We start from the raw sequence: 16,366 nt of genomic DNA, 5'->3' as shown, positions 1-16,366 counted from the left end.
GGCGTCGGCCGGTGGCTGCGGGGAAGGGGACCGTGCATCGTCAGCCGGTGGCCGCCGGCAGGGTGACCTCGAAGCGGCAGCCGCCCGGCACGTTGCGTACCTCGGCGCGCCCGCGGTGCGCCTCCACGATCCCCCGCACGATCGCGAGCCCCAGCCCGGCTCCCGCGGGCGGCACCGGCGTACGGGCGTGGTTGCCGCGCCACCCCGTGTCGAAGACCCGCGCCAGGTCCTCCTCCGGGATCCCGCCGCACTGGTCGGTGACGGAGACGACGACCGCCGCGCCCTCCCGCTCCCGGACCGCGACGGTGACCGCGACCGTGCCGTCCGCGGGGGTGCGGCGGATGGCGTTGACGAGGAGGTTGCCCAGCACCCGGGTCATCTCCTTGCCGTCGACCTCCACCGGCACCGCCGCCGCCGGCTCCGGCGGCTCGCCGACGAGCCGTACGCCGCGCTCGCGCGCCAGCGGATCCGCGCCCGCGAGCGCGTCGCCGACGAGGTCGTGGACCGACATCCGGGTGGGCGCGAGCGCGAGGGCGCCCGCGTGGATGCGGGAGAGTTCGAAGAGGTCGCCGACCATGGCGTCGAGGCGCTCGGTCTCCGCGCGGATCTGCCGGTGGTAGCGCCCGGGGTCGGCGGCCATGCCGTCCTCCAGCGCCTCCGCCATGGCGCGCAGCCCGGCCAGGGGCGTACGCAGGTCGTGCGAGATCCACGCGACCAGCTCGCGCCGCGAGGCGTCGAGCGCCCGCTCCCGCTGCCGCGACTGCGCCAGCCGCTCGGCGGTGGCCGCCAGCTCCCGGCTCAGCGCGGCCAGTTCGGCGGTCGCGCCGCCCGCGGGGGGCGCGAAGGAGCCGCCCGCGTCGAAGGCATGGCCGAACGAGCGGGTCGCGGCGGCCAGGGCGTTGCTGCGGGCGACGACCCAGCGGCCGAGCAGCACGGCGGTGGCGAGGGCGACGACGGCGGCCATGAGGCAGACGATGCTGACGACGGTGAGGTCGTGTCCGGAGAGGAACATCTCGCGGGCGACGGCGAGGGTGCCCAGCAGCATGGCGGTGACGGCGGTCGCGGCGACGACGGAGACGGAGACGACGAGGGAGCGGTTGCGCAGCAGGCGCAGGGCGACGGCGCCGAGGAGGCCGGCGACGGCGGCGCCGAGGAAGGCGAAGGCGGCCATGAGGAGGATGTCGTTCACGGGCGGCCGCCTGGGGCGTTGCCGTGTTCGGAATCGGGGGCGGTCCCGTGCTCCGGGGCGTTCTCGCCGTCGTACGCCCCGTCCCGTACCGCCGTGTCGAAGCGGTAGCCGACGCCCCAGACCGTGGTGATCAGCCGCGGCCTGGCCGGGTCGTCCTCGACCTTGCCGCGCAGCCGCCGTACGTGGACCGTCACCGTCGACAGGTCGCCGAACTCCCAGCCCCACACCTCCCGCATCAGCTCCTCCCGCCCGAACACCCGCCCCGGGTGCCGCAGGAAGTGGGCGAGCAGGTCGAACTCCCGCAGGGTCAGCGCCAGCTCGGCCCCGTGCTTGGCGGCCCGGCGCGCCGCGGGGTCCAAGGTGAGCCCGGCGCCGCTCAGTTCGCCGCCGCGGGGCGCCGCGGCGCGGCTGCGGCGGAGCACGGACTCCACGCGCAGCACCAGCTCGCGGGGGCTGAAGGGCTTGGTGACGTAGTCGTCGGCGCCGAGTTCGAGGCCGAGGATGCGGTCGTCCTCGTCGCCGCGGGCGGTGAGCATGATCACCGGTACGGGTCCGGTGGCGCGCAGCTTCGCGCAGACCTCCAGGCCGTCCATGCCGGGGAGCATCAGGTCGAGCACGACGAGGTCGGGGCGCGCGGAGGCGGCGGCGGCCAGCGCCTGCGGGCCGTCCGGCACGCGGTCGACGGCGTAGCCGGCGCGGTCGAGGTAGCCGGCGACGACCTCGGCGACGGTGGGGTCGTCGTCGACGACGAGCACGCGGGCCGGACGGCCGGGCGGCCCGGTCCTGGCGGGCGGGACGATGTCCATGGCGCCAGCGTGGCACGGCCGGGTGACGGTGGGCGGGGGCCGAACGGATGGCGGCGGGCGACGTCCGTGATTCGTAAGAACCGTGCGTCCGCTATGCGGCTTTTGCGCTCGTAGGGTGGTGGCCATGACCGATGTCGTACTCCCCTGTCTGGACGAAGCCGCCGCGCTCCCCCGGGTGCTGGCCCGGATCCCCGCCGGCTGGCGCGCGATCGTGGTCGACAACGGCTCCACGGACGGCTCGGGCGACCTCGCCCGCGCGCTCGGCGCCACCGTCGTGCACGAGCCGCGGCGCGGCTTCGGCGCCGCCTGCGCGGCGGGCCTCGCGGCGGCCACGGCCGAGCTGGTCTGCTTCTGCGACTGCGACGGCTCGCTGGACCCCGGCCTGCTGCCGCTGCTCACCGACCGCATCACCGGCGGCACGGCGGACCTCGTCCTCGGCCGCCGCCGCCCCACCGCGCGCGGGGCGTGGCCCCTGCACGCCCGGGCGGGCAACGCGGCGCTGGGCCTGATGCTGTACCGCCGCACGGGGGTGCGGCTGCACGACCTGGGCCCGATGCGGGCGGCCCGGCGGGCGGCGCTGCTGGACCTCGGGGTGGCGGACCGGCGCAGCGGGTACCCGCTGGAGACGGTGGTACGGGCCGCGGACGCGGGGTGGCGGATCGCGGAGCTGCCGGTGCCGTACGCGCCGCGGACGGGGAAGTCGAAGGTGACGGGGACGTGGCGGGGGACGTGGCAGGCGGTCCACGACATGAGCGGCGTCCTGCGGGGCGACCTGCGGCCGGCACCGGATGTCCTGCGAGCGGCACCGGAGGAGGGCGCGGGTGCCGGTACGGGTACCCCTTCGGACGCGGGCGGGCGAGCCGGGGGAACGACGGCTGCCGGGGCGAGGTCGGGTGAGGGCACGGGTGGCGGCGGCGCGAGCGCGGGTACGGGCGTTGCCCCGGGCTCGGGGCCGGCCTCCGGTTTCGGGGCGGGACCCCGGTCGGGTTCCGGCCGTCCGCAGAGCGACGGCGCCGGTACCCGGACGTCCGGGGCCGGCGGGACGGTACGTCGTTCCGGCGGCGGTGTCGCCGCGGCCGGCCGGGGCGCGGGGGGCCGGCGGTGAGCGGCGGGGGCGTCACCGTACTCGTCATCGCCAAGGAGCCGCGGCCCGGCCGGGTCAAGACCCGGCTCACCCCCGCGTACACCCCGGCGGAAGCCGCCCGGCTCGCGGAGGCGGCGCTGGCCGACACCCTCGCCGTCGTACGGGACCTGCCCGCCCGGCGCCGCGTGCTCATTCTCGACGGCGCTCCCGGCGCCTGGCTGCCGCCCGGCTTCACCGTCGTACCGCAGGCCGCCGGCGGGCTCGACGAGCGGCTGGCCGCCGCGTTCGGCGGCTGTACGGGGCCGGCGCTGCTCGTCGGCATGGACACCCCGCAACTCACCGCCGCCCTGCTGGCGCCCGCCCTGGCCGACGACGCCTGGTCGGCCTGCGACGCCTACCTCGGCCCGGCGCCGGACGGCGGCTTCTGGGCGCTGGGACTGGCCCGGCCGGACCCGGAACTGCTGCGGGGCGTACCGATGTCGACGCCGCACACGGGCGCGGCGCAGCACCGCCGGCTGCGTGAGGCGGGGCTGCGCGTACGGGAGTTGCCGCCGCTACGGGACGTGGACACCCCGGCGGACGTGCCGAGGGTCGCAGAAGCCGCCGCCCCGGGCAGCCGCTTCGCGGCCACGGCCCACCGCCTGGACGCCTGGGCCCGCGCGGGTGGCGCGGCCACCGCACCCGCCGACGCGGCACCGGGCGACGCCGCCTTGGCCGACGCGGCTTCGGACCACGTGGCACCGGGCGACGCGGCCATGCGCCCCGCGGCGGCGGACAACGCGGCACTCGACCGAGCCGCCGGATGACCTCGCCCCCACCCCGCCGCTCACCCGAACCCGCCCCGGCTGCCGGGACCGACGCACGGCCGGGGACGGCCGCGGCCGACACGGGCCGGGCGCCCGCCGCCCGGCCCGCCGCACGGCGGACGCCCGGCCCGTACGACCCACACCCCGCCCCGCCACCGGACCCCCGCTCCGCCGCGGCCGCCGCCCCCGGCACACCCGCCGGAACAGCCGGACCGGGCGCAAGCTCCCCGGGCCAGACCCCGCCCACCCGGAAGCCCGCGGCCGGCCCGTACGGCCCACGCCCCGCCACCGCCCCGCCGGACCCCGCGACATCCCACCCCGCGACTCCCCCGCCCCGCCTCGACGTCCCCGACGACCCCTGGGACCGCGCCGGCCCCTACGCCCGTGCCCTGCGCAGCGGTGCCGGGCCGCTCTTCCTCCGGCGGCGCGACGGATGGCTGCTGCCGCTCGACGTGGAGCGGTGGTGCGGGGTGCCCGACGGGGGTGACGTGACCGTGCTGCGCCGGTGCACCGGGCCCGTGCTGGACATCGGCTGCGGGCCCGGCCGCCTCGTCGCCGCGCTGGCCGCGCTGGGGCGGCCGGCGCTCGGCGTCGACGTCAGCTCCGAGGCCGTCGCGCACGCCCGGTCGCGGGGCGCCGCCGCGCTGCGCCGGTCGGTGTTCGAGCCGCTGCCCGGCGAGGGCCGCTGGGGCACCGCGCTGCTCGTCGACGGCAACGTCGGCATCGGCGGTGACCCCGCCGCACTCCTCGCCCGCGCCGCCGCGCTGCTGCGCCCGCGCGGGCGGCTGGTCGTGGAGGTCGCCGCGGACGACGACGTGGACGAACGCGTGCACGTCCACGTCACGGACGGAACCCACGGAGCCCGCGGCCCCGCCGAGGGCCCCCGCCCCGACCGTGCCCCCTTCCCCTGGGCCCGGGTCGGGCTGCCCGCCCTGCTCAGGTACGCGGCGGCGGGCCGCTGGCGGGAGGAGGACCGCTGGACCGCGGGCGGGCGACGGTTCGCCGCGCTGCGAGCACCAGAGCCGACGCCGCGAACAGCGCGGCGGTGATGAGCAGCCAGCGGTGCAGGAAGGCGTCGGCGGGCAGCGCGGTGATGGTCTCGTAGCGGCCCACCTGGCGGGTGATGAGCGGGAAGTAGACGAGCAGCAGCAGCCCGGAGACGGCGGCCGGGAAGCGGACGTAGTTCACCAGCCGCGGGCCCAGGACGCGCTGGGCGCCGCGGTCGGCGAGCGAGTACAGGGGTAGCAGCGCCAGGTCGTGCAGCACCGCCGCACCGGCCAGCCACAGGGCGACGCCGAAGGGGTCCTTGCCGAAGAGGCGGACACCGGCGTAGCCGGTGAGCGCGAAGGAGGCGAGGAGGAGGGCGAGGGTGGGCAGCGGCCCGGGCGCGAGCAGCCGGCGTACGGGCCCGGGGGCAGCCCGTTCCGTACGCGATCCGCCCGTGCCGCTCGACCCGCCCGCTCCGCTCTCCGGCCGGCCCGGGTTCACGGCAGTTCCCCGAACGTCAGCCTCGTGACCCACTTCGTGTTGTGCACCCCCGGGTTCGCCGGGACGATGATCCGCGCCGGGTACCCGTGATCGCGGGACAGCGCCGCGCCGTTGACGTGGAGCGCCAGCAACGACCGCGGATCGCGTACCTGGTTGGCCCGCAGCGACGCCGCACGGAACGCCCCCTTCTGCTGCGCCGACTCCGCGAACACCCCGTCCCCTTCCCCCGCGCCCACCAGCGCGGCCAGGTCCGCGAGCCGGACACCGCGCCACAGTTGGTCGTCCGTCGACCAGCCCTCCACGCACGCGATCGGCAGCGCCGCCGTGTGCTGCGGCAGCGCCAGCAGTTCCGCCCGGGTGAGCACCCTGGGGCGGCCGTTTCCGGCGCGTACGACCAGGCGCCAGCGCTCGCCGATGTCGGCCGGTTCGATGCCGAGGTCCGCGGCGGTCTTGTTGATCTGGAAGCCGTTCGGCCCCTCGCCCGGGTCCGCGCCGCCGTGCGGGGCGAGCAGCGCGGTGCGGCGCAGCGGGCCGCCGATGCTCTGCCCCGCGGTGACCGCGACCAGGCCCAGCGACCCCGCGCCCACCAGGGCCGCCGCCCCGCGCCGCGAGATCGTCGGCGGCGCGGGGTCTGCGGCCCGTAGCTCGTCCATGCCCCGGTCGTGCAGCCCGCGGCGCAGCTTGCCCACGCGGGTGGCGAGGTGGACGGCGAGGGCGCCGAGGAACACCCAGGCGCCGTAGAAGTGGAGGGTGTAGAAGGAGCCGGGGAAGACGTAGAAGAGCTGCATGTTGAGGATGCCGGTCGCGAACTCGAAGAGCCCGCTGCCCACCAGCAGCAGCGTCGAGGCGCGCTCCAGCGCGTGCCGGGCGGAGCGCAGCGGCGGCCAGGCGAAGAGGCGCGGCAGGACGGACCAGAGCTTCGCCAGCAGGACGGGGACGAGGGCGACGCCGAGGGTGACGTGGACGCCCTGGTTGAGGCGGTAGAGCCAGTACGGGTCGGTGGGCCAGGAGAAGAGGTAGAAGCCGAGGAGGCCCTTGCCGGAGGTGGTGTCGTTACCGGGGAGGTCGGGGTTGTAGGCGGCGTACGACAGGAAGCCGGTCAGCAGGATCAGGGGCAGGCCGGCGAGGAGGACCGTGCCCAGGAGCGCGGTGAACCACGGGCCGCGCAGCGGGCTGCGCCAGAAGGCGGGGCGGAACGGGCCGGGCGGGGGCAGGCCGGGTCCCGGGGCGGTGCCGGGGCGGGGGGCCGGCGGGCGTACGGCGGACATGGACCGACCGTAGGCCGGGGATACGCCCGTATCACCGCACCGACTCCTGACGAAAGCGTGACGTCGCCGCGCGTTCCCGGCGCGGGCGCCCCGCGGCTGCCTAGCGTGACGGCGTGACCTCCTCGCCCACCCGGCCGCCCGCCGCTGGAGCCGTGCCCGCCCCCGGAGCCGGGACGGGGGCCGGGACCGCCGTCGCCGCCCCCGCCGCCGGGCGCCGCTGGGACCTCCTCGCCGCCGTCCTCGCCGCCGCGGCGATCGCCGCGGCCGTCGTGGCCGGGCGGGCCATCAACGGCTACGACATCCTCCACGTACGCTTCCCGCCCCTGTCCGCCGTCTGGCTGCCGCACTACGGCCCCGGCACCCCCGCGGCGCTCGCCGTGGCCGCAGCCGTCGTCGCGTACGGGCCGCCGCTCGCCGACCGGCTGCCGTGGCGGCGGCTGCTGCTCGCCACCTGGACGGCGGGCATGGCGTGGATCTGGTCGCTGGCGCTGGTCGACGGCTGGCAGGAGGGCGTCGCGGACCAACTGACGGCGCCGAACGAGTACGCCCGGCCCGAGACCGTCGCCCGCTTCGCCGACCTGGGGCACGCCGTACGGACCTTCACCGAGCACATCCTCATCCAGACCCCCGACAACTGGCCCGCGCACATCGCCGGGCACCCGCCCGCCGCGATCCTCACCTTCGTCGGCCTGGACCGGGCGGGGCTGGGCGGCGGGGCGTGGGCCGCGGTCTTCTGCATCACCGTGGGCGGGTCGGCGGCGGTCGGGGTGCTGGTGACGCTGCGGACGCTGGGCGGCGAGGAGCGTACGCGGCGCGCGGCGCCCTTCCTGGTGCTGGGTCCTTGGGCGGTCTGGGCCGGGGTGTCGGCGGACGGCTACTTCGCGGCGGTGGCCGCGTGGGGCCTGGCGCTGCTGGCGCTCGCGGCGACGGGGAGGGCCCGGCGGCCCGCGGTGGCGGCGGCGGGTGCGGGGCTGCTGCTGGGGTGGGCGGTGTACCTCTCGTACGGGCTGACGCTGCTGGTGCTGCCGGTGGCGGCGGTGCTGGGTTACGCCGCCCGCGGCGGACGGCGGGGCGCGGTGCTGCGGACGGTGCCGTGGGCGGTGGCGGGCGCGCTGCCGGTCGCGGTGGCGTTCACGGCGGCGGGCTTCTGGTGGTGGGAGGGGTACGAGTTGCTGCACGAGCGCTACTACCAGGGCTTCGGCGGAGAGCGCCCGTACGGCTACTGGGTGTGGGCGAACCTGGCGGTCGCGGCGCTCAGCGCGGGGCTCGCGGCGGTGGCGGGGACGCGCCGCGCCGTACGGACCGCCTGGCGGCGGCGCTCGGCGCGCCCGTGCGCGTACGCCGTGGCCGTGATGGCGGTCGCCGGGCTCGCGTGCCTCGTGGCGGCGGACCTCTCGGGGCTCAGCAAGGCGGAGACGGAGCGGATCTGGCTGCCGTTCACGCTCTGGCTGCTGCCGGCCGCCGCCCTGCTCCCGGCCCGGGACCACCGCGCCTGGCTGGGCGCGCAGGCGGTGGTGGCGCTGGTCGTGAACCATCTGCTGATCACGAGCTGGTAGGGCGTCGGCCCTCGTCCGGGTCCCGGTCGCGGCCCCGGCCGGATGTCACATGAACGGCGTACCGTCGTACATATGTGCCGAAGCATCAAGACCCTGCGCCCCCCGTTCGCCGACACCGTCACCGAGGACGACATGCGGGCGGCGGCTCTGCAGTACGTACGGAAGATCTCCGGATTCCGCCACCCCGCGCCGCACAACGCCGAGGCGTTCGACAAGGCGGTGGAGGAGATCGCCGCGGTGACGCACGAACTGCTGGACTCACTCGTCGTCCGGGGCGGCAAGGGGGCGGCGTAAGAGCGGGGATCGGCGGCAGGCTGGTGCGGTTTGTACAGGCCCCGGTCCGTCCCCCCTCACGCCCGCCCAAGGGTATGCGGCTGGTCTGACAGCGCGGGGGTAGCGGGGCGTTGAGCTGGTACGTCGTGGGGGTGGGGCCGGGTGCGGGGGGTGCGGCGTCGGGGTGGCGGTGGTGCGTGGGGTGGGCCCGTGTCGGGGGTGTCGGTGAGGGGAGTGGCCGTGTCGCTGGGGCTCCCCCCGGGCCACCCCGCTGTTGAGTGTGCGGGCCTGCGTCCGGTGTCAAGGGCGTCCCTTCCGCTTCGCTCCAGGGACGTCGCTTCGCGATGGGGCTTCGCCCCACCCTTGACACCGGACTCCGGCCCGAAAGACCGGCGGCTATGGGTGGCCCGGAGGGAGCGGGCACCCTAACCCTGCGCTACGGATGCCGTGCCCCGCCGACGGGGCGGCGGCTACCGGGCGCCGGGCCCTCCCCGCTCGCCGAGGTCCCGGCCTACGGGGGAAGACGGAGACGGCCGGGCCCGATCGCCGATGCCCCCGCCGGACCGGGGCCGCGCCGCCGGACGCCGGGTCTTCCCCGATCGCCGAGGTTCCCGGCGGACGTGGGGCGGGCCTACGGAACTGGGGTCTGTCAGGTCGCCGTCGCCGCCGCGTGCAGGGGTGGGCGAAAGTCGGACCGTGGGGGTGATTTGTTCCGTTTCGCGGGGCCCATTGCCGTGACTTTGCCTCGGTTGCGGTCGTTCGGAGTCGCCTTGGGTGTCGGCGGCCCGCCTCAAGGCCAGTGGGTGCACCTGGGTGGGCGAAAGCCTGGCCCCCTGGGCGATTTGGGCTGGTATTGGGCGTGGGTTACCGCGAGTTCGGCCCGGTTTCCTCCGTTTGGAGTGGCCTGAGGCGCGACCGACCCGCCCGCATCCCGCGAGTGCGTACGGACGGGCGAAAGCCTGACTCGATGGGCGATTTAAGTCGATTCGTGGAAGCGGGCTATCGCGAGTTCGTCCCGGTTGCGTTCATGCGTGGCGACCTGGGCGACCGTTGGCGTGCCCGGGTGCGCGAAAGTCGGACTCGGTGGGCGTTTTAGGCCGATTTCAAGGATGGGTTACCGCGAGTTCGTCTCCGCGGTACGCATTTCGCGCCGCCCGGGTGGTCAGTGGCGGGCCACGGCCGGGTGGGTGCGTCGGCGATCCAGGCAGGCTCGCCTCCGGCACTCCGGCCCCCGTCTGCCGGGGCGTCGCGATCCGGGCCGGCTCAACTCCCGGCAGCCCAGCCCTGTCCACCGCGGGCACCCGCGAACACCGCAGCCCCGCCTCCGGTTGCCGGGCCACGTCGGCCGGGGCATCGGCGATCGGGGAGGGCCCGGCGCCCGGCGGCCCGGCCCCCGTCCGCGGGGCTCCGCCTTCGTAGCGCAGTGTTAGGGTGCCCGCTCCCTCCGGGCCACCCATAGCCGCCGGTCTTTCGGGCCGGAGTCCGGTGTCAGGGGTGGGGCGAAGCCCCATCGCGAAGCGACGTCCCTGAAGCGAAGCGGAAGGGACGCCCTTGACACCGGACGCAGGCCCGCACACTCAACAGCGGGGTGGCCCGGGGGGAGCCTTTACGACACGGCCACTCCCCTCACCAACACCCCCGTACACCGGCCCACCCCACGCACCACCGCCACCCCGGCACCGTACCCCCGCACCCGGCCCGCACAGACACGACGTACCAGCTCAACGCCCCACTACCCCCGCGCTGTCAGAGCAGGCGCATACCCTTGGGCGGGCGTGAGGGGATGTACGGGAGGGGAGATGGCGAAACGGGGGTACGGGGAGACGGCGAAACGGGGCCCTCCACGACCCACGGCAGCCCTCCGCGCAAGGACTCATAGCCCCCGCGCGTTCCGTGCGGCCTCGGCCCACGCGGCGCTACGGTTTGCGCCCCACTCCGGCCAGCCCCAGGACCTTCGGGGGCTCGCCGAACACGGTGGGCTCCGGGCGCCAGCGGCTCATGGAGACCAGTCCCGGCTCCTGGAGTTCGAGTCCGTCGAAGAAGCGGCCGAACTCCTCGGGACCGCGCGGGAACAGCGGAGTCGCCGCCCGCTCGTCCCAGTCCTCCCGGGCCTCGGCGTTGGCCTTCAGTTCGCTCTCGTCGGCGAGCGCGGGATCCATGGTGGCGTGCGTCGCGACCAGGAAACTACCGGAGGGCACGGCGTCGAGCAGCCGGGCGACGATCCCGTACGCCTCGTCGAAGTCGCGCACGAAGTGCAGGATGCCCAGCAGCATGACGGCGACGGGCTCCTCGAAGTCCAGCGTCTTCGCCGCCCCGGCGAGGATGTCCGCCGGCCGCCGCAGATCGGCCTCGATGTAGCTGCAGCGGCCCTCGGGGGCGCTGGTGAGGAGAGCGCGGGCGTGCGCGAGGACCAGCCGGTCGTTGTCCACGTACACGATGCGCGCCTCGGGCGCGACGCGCTGCGCGACCTCGTGCGTGTTGTCCATCGTCGGCAGCCCGGTGCCGATGTCGAGAAACTGCCGCACCCCCGCCTCCCCGGCCGTGAACCGCACGGCGCGCCCGAGGAACGCGCGGTCGGCGCGGGCGATGTCGACGATCTGCGGAAAGACGGCCTTGAACTGATCGGCGGCGGCACGGTCGGCGGGGTAATTGTCCTTGCCACCGAGAAGGTAGTTCCACACCCGAGCCGAGTGCGCCACACCGGTGTCCACCCCGGGACGGGGATCGTGGTCCATGAGGAGTCGCCTCCTTCGCGTCTGTGCGGCCCAACCTAGCGGGAGACGGACCGGGGGGCCCGCCCCCTGGCGCGAGTACCGGGTGCCAGGGGGCGGGAGTTCAGTGCCCGGGGTGTCTGCGGATGAGGACGTTGGCGTCGCTGACGGCGGACAGATCCCCCACCGACCGCGCGGCCCTCCGCCCCGCGGCCAGCTCCGCACACCGCCCGCACCCGCCGACGGGCTCGGGCTCCACGAGCGGCCAGGCGTCGGGCAGTTGAACCGGATCCGCCATCCGCGTCCACGGACCGTCGCTCATGGCCGCGCCCTTCGCGGTAGCGGCGCGGTCACGGTGATCCGCCCGTGGCCGAGTTCGAGGTCGTTCTCGCCGCCGGTGGTCATGCAGTACCCACCGGCCTGGTGGACGGCCAGCCGCAGGATCGCGCTGCCCTCCCGGTCCCGGCTGATCCGGTCCCACGAGTCCACCAGGCAGACGGCACGGGCGGCGGCCTGCCGCACGGCGTACGTCATCGCCTCCCACTGCGGCCGCGGCCAGTTCGTCAGCGCGGCATCCCCGCGGTCGACCCACTCCCCGGCGACCACCCAGCCCCGCTCGACGGCGTACCGGCGGCATCGCGTTATGCGCTCGTCCAGAGCGGCGGTCGCGAGTGTGGCGTGCCGGTCGTAGAGGAACGCGAGTGTGGGCCGGGTGGATGTGCCCGGGGTGGGGATTTCCATGACGCTCACCTGTCGTCGGTGATCAGATCGTCACCGACCGTAAGGCGGTCATGGCCGTGGTCGCCATGGGAGTCCGATCCACCGTCCGGGTGGAGTATCAACGTGCAGGTCAGAGCGGCAGATTGACCGCGTCGGCCAGCTCGCGCATCTCGGGCGTCAACGTGCGCCTCTTGGCCACCATGTCGCCCATGATGTCCCTGGCGTACTTCTGCTGCGCCAGCCACTCCGGCGCCCGTTCGCGTACGCCTTGCAGCACACTCACCGCTTCGTCGTGCTGCCGCATCATCAGGTGGGCCTGGGCTACGTCGAGCCGGTGCCGGTGGTGCTCGGTGCTGTCCGCCTGGCTGCTCCGGTGCAGCCGTTCGGCGGTCTTCAACACGGTGTCGGGCCGGCCGTTGACGATGCCGCGCTCCGCCGTCTTGTAAGCGACCGTCACCGGGCCCCAGGTTGCCAATACGGGCGTTCCGCGCGGCACCTCACGGCCGGTGAGCACTGCCGCAGCACGGGCCAGCCGCATTGCGTCCTGGGCCTCACCGTCACGGTTGTCCCGCAGCGCCGCGGCAGACACCTGCATAAGCAACCACCCCCATACCGCCAGTTCCTCCTGGGTCGCGCGGGACATGCGGGGCTCAAGGTCATCGGCCCACCGTGTTGCGAGGTCGCGCGCCTCGGCGAGGCGCCCCTGGCGCATGAACAGCCACGTCCAGGTCGTGACGACGGAAGCCGCGCGGAGCCGGTCCGTCGCGGCGTCCAGGGCACCGGAGAGCGCGGTTTCGGCTGCGTCGTACTGGTGGACCTGGGTGAGCGTGCTGCCCGCAATCTGCAGGAGTTGGGCGCGGACCGCGCGGGCCTCCGGGGCATCGTCGAGTGCGTCGGCATCCCGGAGCAGCGGCGCCAGCAGACCGGCGAGTTCCGCCATGTGGTTGCCGAAGTAGGCGGCCCGCACCTCCGGCAGGCGCGCCGCGACGCCTTCGACCGTAGGTGCCTCGTCCAGCTCCGCGGGCGGGTCCTGTACCGCCTTCTGCAGTGGTCGCCACGGCTCCGGCGCCGGGCCCGCCTCCGGCTCCGGCCGCTTGATGAGCGCGGTCGTCGGCACGCGGAGTGCGCGGGCCAGCGCATGTGCGGACTCCATGCGCGTGTCGGTGAGTTCGCCCTGCTCCAGTTTCGAGATGAGCGACAGCGAGACGCCGGACGCCTCGGCCAGTTCCCGTTGTGTCAGCCCGCGGCGCTTTCGCACCGCCTTTAGTCGGTCGCCGATGTGATCTTCAGGGGTGCTCGGCATGCTGAACTCCCAGCTCTGCGGTGACATCAGAACCGTACCCACGGGACGCTCCTCAACTACCACACAAACGCCCCCGTCCGCAGACGGTTACGCCGGCGAATCCGGCCCGCCCAGGACCAGCATCACGTGCTCGTCCTCCCCGTTCCACTCCGAGCCCGTTCGCTGGAAGCCCAGCCGCTTCAGCAGCCGCACCGAGCCCTCGTTGCCCACGTACGGGTCCGCGTGCAGGGGGCGGTTGGGTTCCAGTTCCAGGAACGCGGCCACCGCGCGGGTGCCTATGCCGCGGCCCCAGAACTCCCGGCCGAAGACATAGCCCAGGAACCGGCGGTCGCCGTCCCACCAGGCCAGCACACCACCCGCGACCTTGCCGTCTACCTCCACCGTCTGCACCAGGCCCGTCGAATCCCCCAGGATCCGTTCCCGCCAGTGCGTCATGAAGCGCTCCCGCTCGCGCGGCGGGAAGTGGGACCGGCGCACGTTCTCCGGGTCGTGCTCGTGCGCGAAGAAGACCTCCAGGTCCTCCTCCACCACATCTCTCAGCAGGATTTTCTCCGTCATGCCGCCGAGTCTCGCACCCCCCACTGACATCGCCACCCGGCCCTTGCTGAAGCCATGAATCACTGCTTCAATCCTTCCTATGCCCTACCGCCGCACCCCCGCCGTCCAGGCGCGGATGGACGGCCGCCGGGACGCCGTCCTCGGCGCCGCCCGCGCGCTGCTCGCCGACGAGGGGTACGCCGGGTGCACCGTCGCCGCCGTCGCCGCGCGGGCGCGTATCGCCACCGGCAGCGTCTACCGGCACTTCCCCAGCAAGTCCGTGCTCGCCGTGGAGCTGTTCCGCAGCGTCGTCACCGCCGAGGTCGACGCCGTCTCCGCCGCGGCCCGGCAGCCCGGCGACCCCGCGGAGGGGGTCGCCGCCGCCGTGGAGACGTTCGCGCGGCGGGCGCTGGCCAGTCCGCGGCTGGCGTACGCGCTGCTCGCCGAGCCCGTCGACACCGCCGTCGAGGCCGAGCGCCTCGTCTTCCGGCGGGCGTTCCGCGACGTGTTCGCGGCGCGTATCGCCGAGGGCACCGCCAGCGGGCGGCTGCCGCGGCAGGATCCGCTGCTGACCGCCGCCGGTCTCGTCGGGGCGTGCGCGGAAGCGCTCATCGGGCCGCTGTCCGGCGCCACCGTGAGCAAGGCGGACGGCCGCCCGGACGCCCCCGGGCCCCACACACCCGCGCACCTCGTCGCCTTCACCCTGCGAGCCCTGGGAGTCCCCCGTGCCGACCACCCATGAGGTCACCAACCAGCCCCCGCCCCTCACCTCCTACGACGTCTCCGCCTACCCCGCCCTCCTGGAGTCCCTCCGCGCCCACGGCGCCGGCTGGGCCGAGGACGAGGTGCGCGAACTCGGGCTCCTCGCCGGCGGTGCGCAGGCCCAGGAGTGGGCCCGCAGCGTCGAGGAGCAGCCGCCCGTACTGCGTACCCACGACCGCTACGGGCACCGCGTCGACGAGGTCGACTTCCATCCGCACTGGCACGACCTGATGCGTACCGCCGTCGGACACGGACTGCACGCCGCGCCCTGGCGGGAGCGCACCCCCGGCGCGCACGTCGCGCGCGCCGCGAAGCTCTTCGTCTGGGGCCAGACCGACGCCGGTCACCTGTGCCCCGTCTCCATGACGTACGCCGCCGTCCCCGCCCTGCGCACCTCGCCGGACCTCGCCGCCGCGTACGAGCCCCTGCTGACCTCCGCCGCGTACGACTTCGGCCTTCGCCCGCCCGCCACCAAGTCCGGCCTCATCGCGGGCATGTCGATGACGGAGAAGCAGGGCGGCTCCGACGTACGCGCCAACACCACCCGCGCCGCACCCACCGGCGACGGCGACGGGATCTACGCGCTCACCGGCCACAAGTGGTTCACCTCCGCGCCCATGTCCGACGTCTTCCTCACCCTCGCGCAGGCGCCCGGCGGGCTGTCCTGCTTCCTCGTCCCGCGCATGCTGCCGGACGGCACCCGCAACGCCATCCGCCTCATGCGCCTCAAGGACAAGCTCGGCAACCGCTCCAACGCCTCCGCCGAGATCGAGTACGAAGGGGCGGTCGGCCATCTCGTCGGCGAGGAAGGGGCGGGCGTGAAGACCATCATCAAGATGGTCAACATGACGCGGCTCGACTGCGCCCTCGCCACCGCGGGCGGCATGCGCCTCGGCGTCGTGCAGGCGCTGCACCACGCCGAGCACAGGCGGGCGTTCGGCGCGCGGCTCGCGGACCAGCCGCTGATGGCGAACGTGCTCGCCGACCTCGCCGTGGAGGCCGAGGCGGCGACCGTGGCGAGCATGCGGCTGGCCGGCGCCGTCGACCGCGGGGAGACCGGTACCACTGACGGGCCGGACGGCGAACAGGAGGCGCTGTTCCGGCGGATCGGGCTCGCGGTGACCAAGTACTGGGTGTGCAAGCGCGGTCCCGCGCACGCCGCCGAGGCGCTGGAGTGCCTGGGCGGCAACGGGTACGTCGAGGAGTCCGGCATGCCGCGGCTCTACCGGGAGGCGCCGCTGCCGTCGATCTGGGAGGGCTCGGGCAACGTCGCCGCGCTCGACGCGCTGCGCGCGATGGCCCGCAGGCCGGAGACGGTGACGGCGTTCTTCGCCGAGGTCGGCGCCGCCGCCGGCGCCGACGCGCGGCTCGACGCGGCGATCGGGCGGCTGCGCAAGGATCTGGCGGACGTGACGGCGGTGGAGTACCGGGCGCGGCGCGTGGTCGAGTCGATGGCACTGGTGCTCCAGGGCGCGCTGCTGCACCGGCACGGCGACGCGGCGGTGGCGGACGCCTTCTGCGCGAGCCGCCTCGCCGGCGACGGCGGCCTGGCGTTCGGCACGCTGCCGCCGGGGGTGGACACGGAGGCGATCCTCAAGCGGGCCCGCCCGGCGGGGGGTGCGCGGGGCGGGAGCTGAGGGGCGGAGGGGTCCGTACGGTACGGGGGCGGCCCGCGCGGCTCGTACGGTACGGGCGGGGCGGGCTGGGCCTCGTACGCGTACCGGACCGGCCGCCGCCCCGCCCCGTACACACCCGCCGCCCCCGCCCCGTGCGGGTCAACTCCCGTTCACCGCGGGCACCCTGTGCAAGTCGCCCCGTCCGTTCGATACTTCGGTCCATCCTGCACGCCGCACCAGGGGAGGG

Annotated in this window: 15 protein-coding genes and 1 pseudogene; 7 read left to right on the top strand and 9 right to left on the bottom strand. The window is 75.3% G+C overall.

Annotation, left to right across the window (positions count from 1 at the left end; translation table 11 throughout):
- Positions 1-40: 40 nt before the first annotated feature.
- A complete protein-coding gene (locus tag CXR04_RS20650; protein ID WP_101423820.1) occupies positions 41-1,189 on the bottom strand; it encodes a sensor histidine kinase in 1,149 nt (382 codons plus the stop codon).
- Positions 1,186-1,995, bottom strand: coding sequence for a response regulator transcription factor (locus tag CXR04_RS20645; protein ID WP_234380370.1), 810 nt, complete (start codon positions 1,993-1,995; stop codon positions 1,186-1,188). Before CXR04_RS20645 ends, CXR04_RS20650 begins: the two co-directional genes overlap by 4 nt.
- Positions 1,996-2,119: 124 nt before the next feature.
- Between CXR04_RS20645 and CXR04_RS20640 the strand changes: the two are divergent.
- The 3 genes and pseudogenes from CXR04_RS20640 to CXR04_RS20630 form a co-directional block, all read left to right on the top strand.
- Positions 2,120-2,797, top strand: a pseudogene (locus CXR04_RS20640) (glycosyltransferase family 2 protein); the annotation flags it as partial.
- 299 nt (positions 2,798-3,096) lie between these two features.
- On the top strand, positions 3,097-3,885 hold the full coding sequence (locus CXR04_RS20635) for a TIGR04282 family arsenosugar biosynthesis glycosyltransferase (protein WP_234380369.1): 789 nt from the start codon (positions 3,097-3,099) through the stop codon (positions 3,883-3,885).
- The gene (locus CXR04_RS20630; RefSeq protein WP_234380367.1) at positions 3,882-4,934 is read left to right on the top strand and encodes a class I SAM-dependent methyltransferase; all 1,053 of its coding nucleotides are present in this window, start codon (positions 3,882-3,884) and stop codon (positions 4,932-4,934) included. The genes CXR04_RS20635 and CXR04_RS20630 overlap by 4 nt, the downstream gene beginning before the upstream one ends.
- Here CXR04_RS20630 and CXR04_RS20625 read toward each other — a convergent pair.
- Both CXR04_RS20625 and CXR04_RS20620 read right to left on the bottom strand, forming a co-directional pair.
- Positions 4,822-5,373 carry a hypothetical protein gene (locus tag CXR04_RS20625; protein ID WP_101423819.1) on the bottom strand — a complete coding sequence of 184 codons (552 nt, stop codon included), beginning with the start codon at positions 5,371-5,373 and terminating at the stop codon, positions 4,822-4,824. The two genes, CXR04_RS20630 and CXR04_RS20625, sit on opposite strands and share 113 nt — an antisense overlap.
- Positions 5,370-6,641 carry a molybdopterin-dependent oxidoreductase gene (locus CXR04_RS20620; RefSeq protein ID WP_101423818.1) on the bottom strand — a complete coding sequence of 424 codons (1,272 nt, stop codon included), beginning with the start codon at positions 6,639-6,641 and terminating at the stop codon, positions 5,370-5,372. The genes CXR04_RS20625 and CXR04_RS20620 overlap by 4 nt, the downstream gene beginning before the upstream one ends.
- A gap of 113 nt (positions 6,642-6,754) precedes the next feature.
- Here CXR04_RS20620 and CXR04_RS20615 point away from each other — a divergent pair, with 113 nt between their 5' ends.
- The gene (locus CXR04_RS20615) at positions 6,755-8,197 is read left to right on the top strand and encodes a hypothetical protein (RefSeq protein WP_442802390.1); all 1,443 of its coding nucleotides are present in this window, start codon (positions 6,755-6,757) and stop codon (positions 8,195-8,197) included.
- Between the two features lie 72 nt (positions 8,198-8,269).
- Positions 8,270-8,491, top strand: coding sequence for a DUF2277 domain-containing protein (locus tag CXR04_RS20610; RefSeq protein WP_101423816.1), 222 nt, complete (start codon positions 8,270-8,272; stop codon positions 8,489-8,491).
- Positions 8,492-10,386: 1,895 nt separating this feature from the next.
- Here CXR04_RS20610 and CXR04_RS20605 read toward each other — a convergent pair.
- The 5 genes from CXR04_RS20605 to CXR04_RS20590 form a co-directional block, all read right to left on the bottom strand.
- Positions 10,387-11,205, bottom strand: coding sequence for an SAM-dependent methyltransferase (locus CXR04_RS20605; protein WP_199850498.1), 819 nt, complete (start codon positions 11,203-11,205; stop codon positions 10,387-10,389).
- 100 nt (positions 11,206-11,305) lie between these two features.
- Positions 11,306-11,503, bottom strand: a complete 198-nt coding sequence (locus CXR04_RS34920; RefSeq protein WP_159072364.1) for a hypothetical protein — start codon at positions 11,501-11,503, stop codon at positions 11,306-11,308.
- Positions 11,500-11,922, bottom strand: a complete 423-nt coding sequence (locus CXR04_RS20600; RefSeq protein WP_101423815.1) for a recombinase family protein — start codon at positions 11,920-11,922, stop codon at positions 11,500-11,502. Before CXR04_RS20600 ends, CXR04_RS34920 begins: the two co-directional genes overlap by 4 nt.
- A 109-nt stretch (positions 11,923-12,031) precedes the next feature.
- Positions 12,032-13,204, bottom strand: a complete 1,173-nt coding sequence (locus CXR04_RS20595) for a helix-turn-helix domain-containing protein (protein WP_101426501.1) — start codon at positions 13,202-13,204, stop codon at positions 12,032-12,034.
- Between the two features lie 87 nt (positions 13,205-13,291).
- Positions 13,292-13,762 (bottom strand): GNAT family N-acetyltransferase, encoded by a 471-nt coding sequence (locus tag CXR04_RS20590; RefSeq protein WP_199850497.1) that lies wholly within the window; start codon positions 13,760-13,762, stop codon positions 13,292-13,294.
- Between the two features lie 79 nt (positions 13,763-13,841).
- On the opposite strand from CXR04_RS20590, the gene CXR04_RS20585 reads away from it, so the two are divergent.
- Together CXR04_RS20585 and CXR04_RS20580 are read left to right on the top strand one after the other, a co-directional pair.
- Entirely contained in the window at positions 13,842-14,483 is a 642-nt protein-coding gene (locus CXR04_RS20585; RefSeq protein ID WP_101423813.1) for a TetR/AcrR family transcriptional regulator, read from the top strand.
- Complete coding sequence (locus CXR04_RS20580) at positions 14,467-16,140, top strand: acyl-CoA dehydrogenase family protein (RefSeq protein WP_101423812.1); 1,674 nt, start codon at positions 14,467-14,469, stop codon at positions 16,138-16,140. Before CXR04_RS20585 ends, CXR04_RS20580 begins: the two co-directional genes overlap by 17 nt.
- Positions 16,141-16,366 lie beyond the last annotated feature (226 nt).

Origin of the sequence: Streptomyces sp. CMB-StM0423 (assembly GCF_002847285.1) — a bacterium.
Taxonomy (GTDB): domain Bacteria; phylum Actinomycetota; class Actinomycetes; order Streptomycetales; family Streptomycetaceae; genus Streptomyces.
This window is presented reverse-complemented; position numbering and strand designations above follow the sequence as displayed.

What these genes read in the sequence shown, in the direction of transcription:
- CXR04_RS20645 (WP_234380370.1), bottom strand. Translation starts at nt 1,995, where the DNA reads ATGGACATCGTCCCGCCCGCCAGGACCGGGCCGCCCGGCCGTCCGGCC.
- CXR04_RS20620 (WP_101423818.1), bottom strand. Translation starts at nt 6,641, where the DNA reads ATGTCCGCCGTACGCCCGCCGGCCCCCCGCCCCGGCACCGCCCCGGGA.
- CXR04_RS20610 (WP_101423816.1), top strand. Translation starts at nt 8,270, where the DNA reads ATGTGCCGAAGCATCAAGACCCTGCGCCCCCCGTTCGCCGACACCGTC.
- CXR04_RS20585 (WP_101423813.1), top strand. Translation starts at nt 13,842, where the DNA reads ATGCCCTACCGCCGCACCCCCGCCGTCCAGGCGCGGATGGACGGCCGC.
- CXR04_RS20600 (WP_101423815.1), bottom strand. Translation starts at nt 11,922, where the DNA reads ATGGAAATCCCCACCCCGGGCACATCCACCCGGCCCACACTCGCGTTC.
- CXR04_RS20590 (WP_199850497.1), bottom strand. Translation starts at nt 13,762, where the DNA reads ATGACGGAGAAAATCCTGCTGAGAGATGTGGTGGAGGAGGACCTGGAG.
- CXR04_RS34920 (WP_159072364.1), bottom strand. Translation starts at nt 11,503, where the DNA reads ATGAGCGACGGTCCGTGGACGCGGATGGCGGATCCGGTTCAACTGCCC.
- CXR04_RS20630 (WP_234380367.1), top strand. Translation starts at nt 3,882, where the DNA reads ATGACCTCGCCCCCACCCCGCCGCTCACCCGAACCCGCCCCGGCTGCC.
- CXR04_RS20595 (WP_101426501.1), bottom strand. Translation starts at nt 13,204, where the DNA reads ATGCCGAGCACCCCTGAAGATCACATCGGCGACCGACTAAAGGCGGTG.
- CXR04_RS20605 (WP_199850498.1), bottom strand. Translation starts at nt 11,205, where the DNA reads ATGGACCACGATCCCCGTCCCGGGGTGGACACCGGTGTGGCGCACTCG.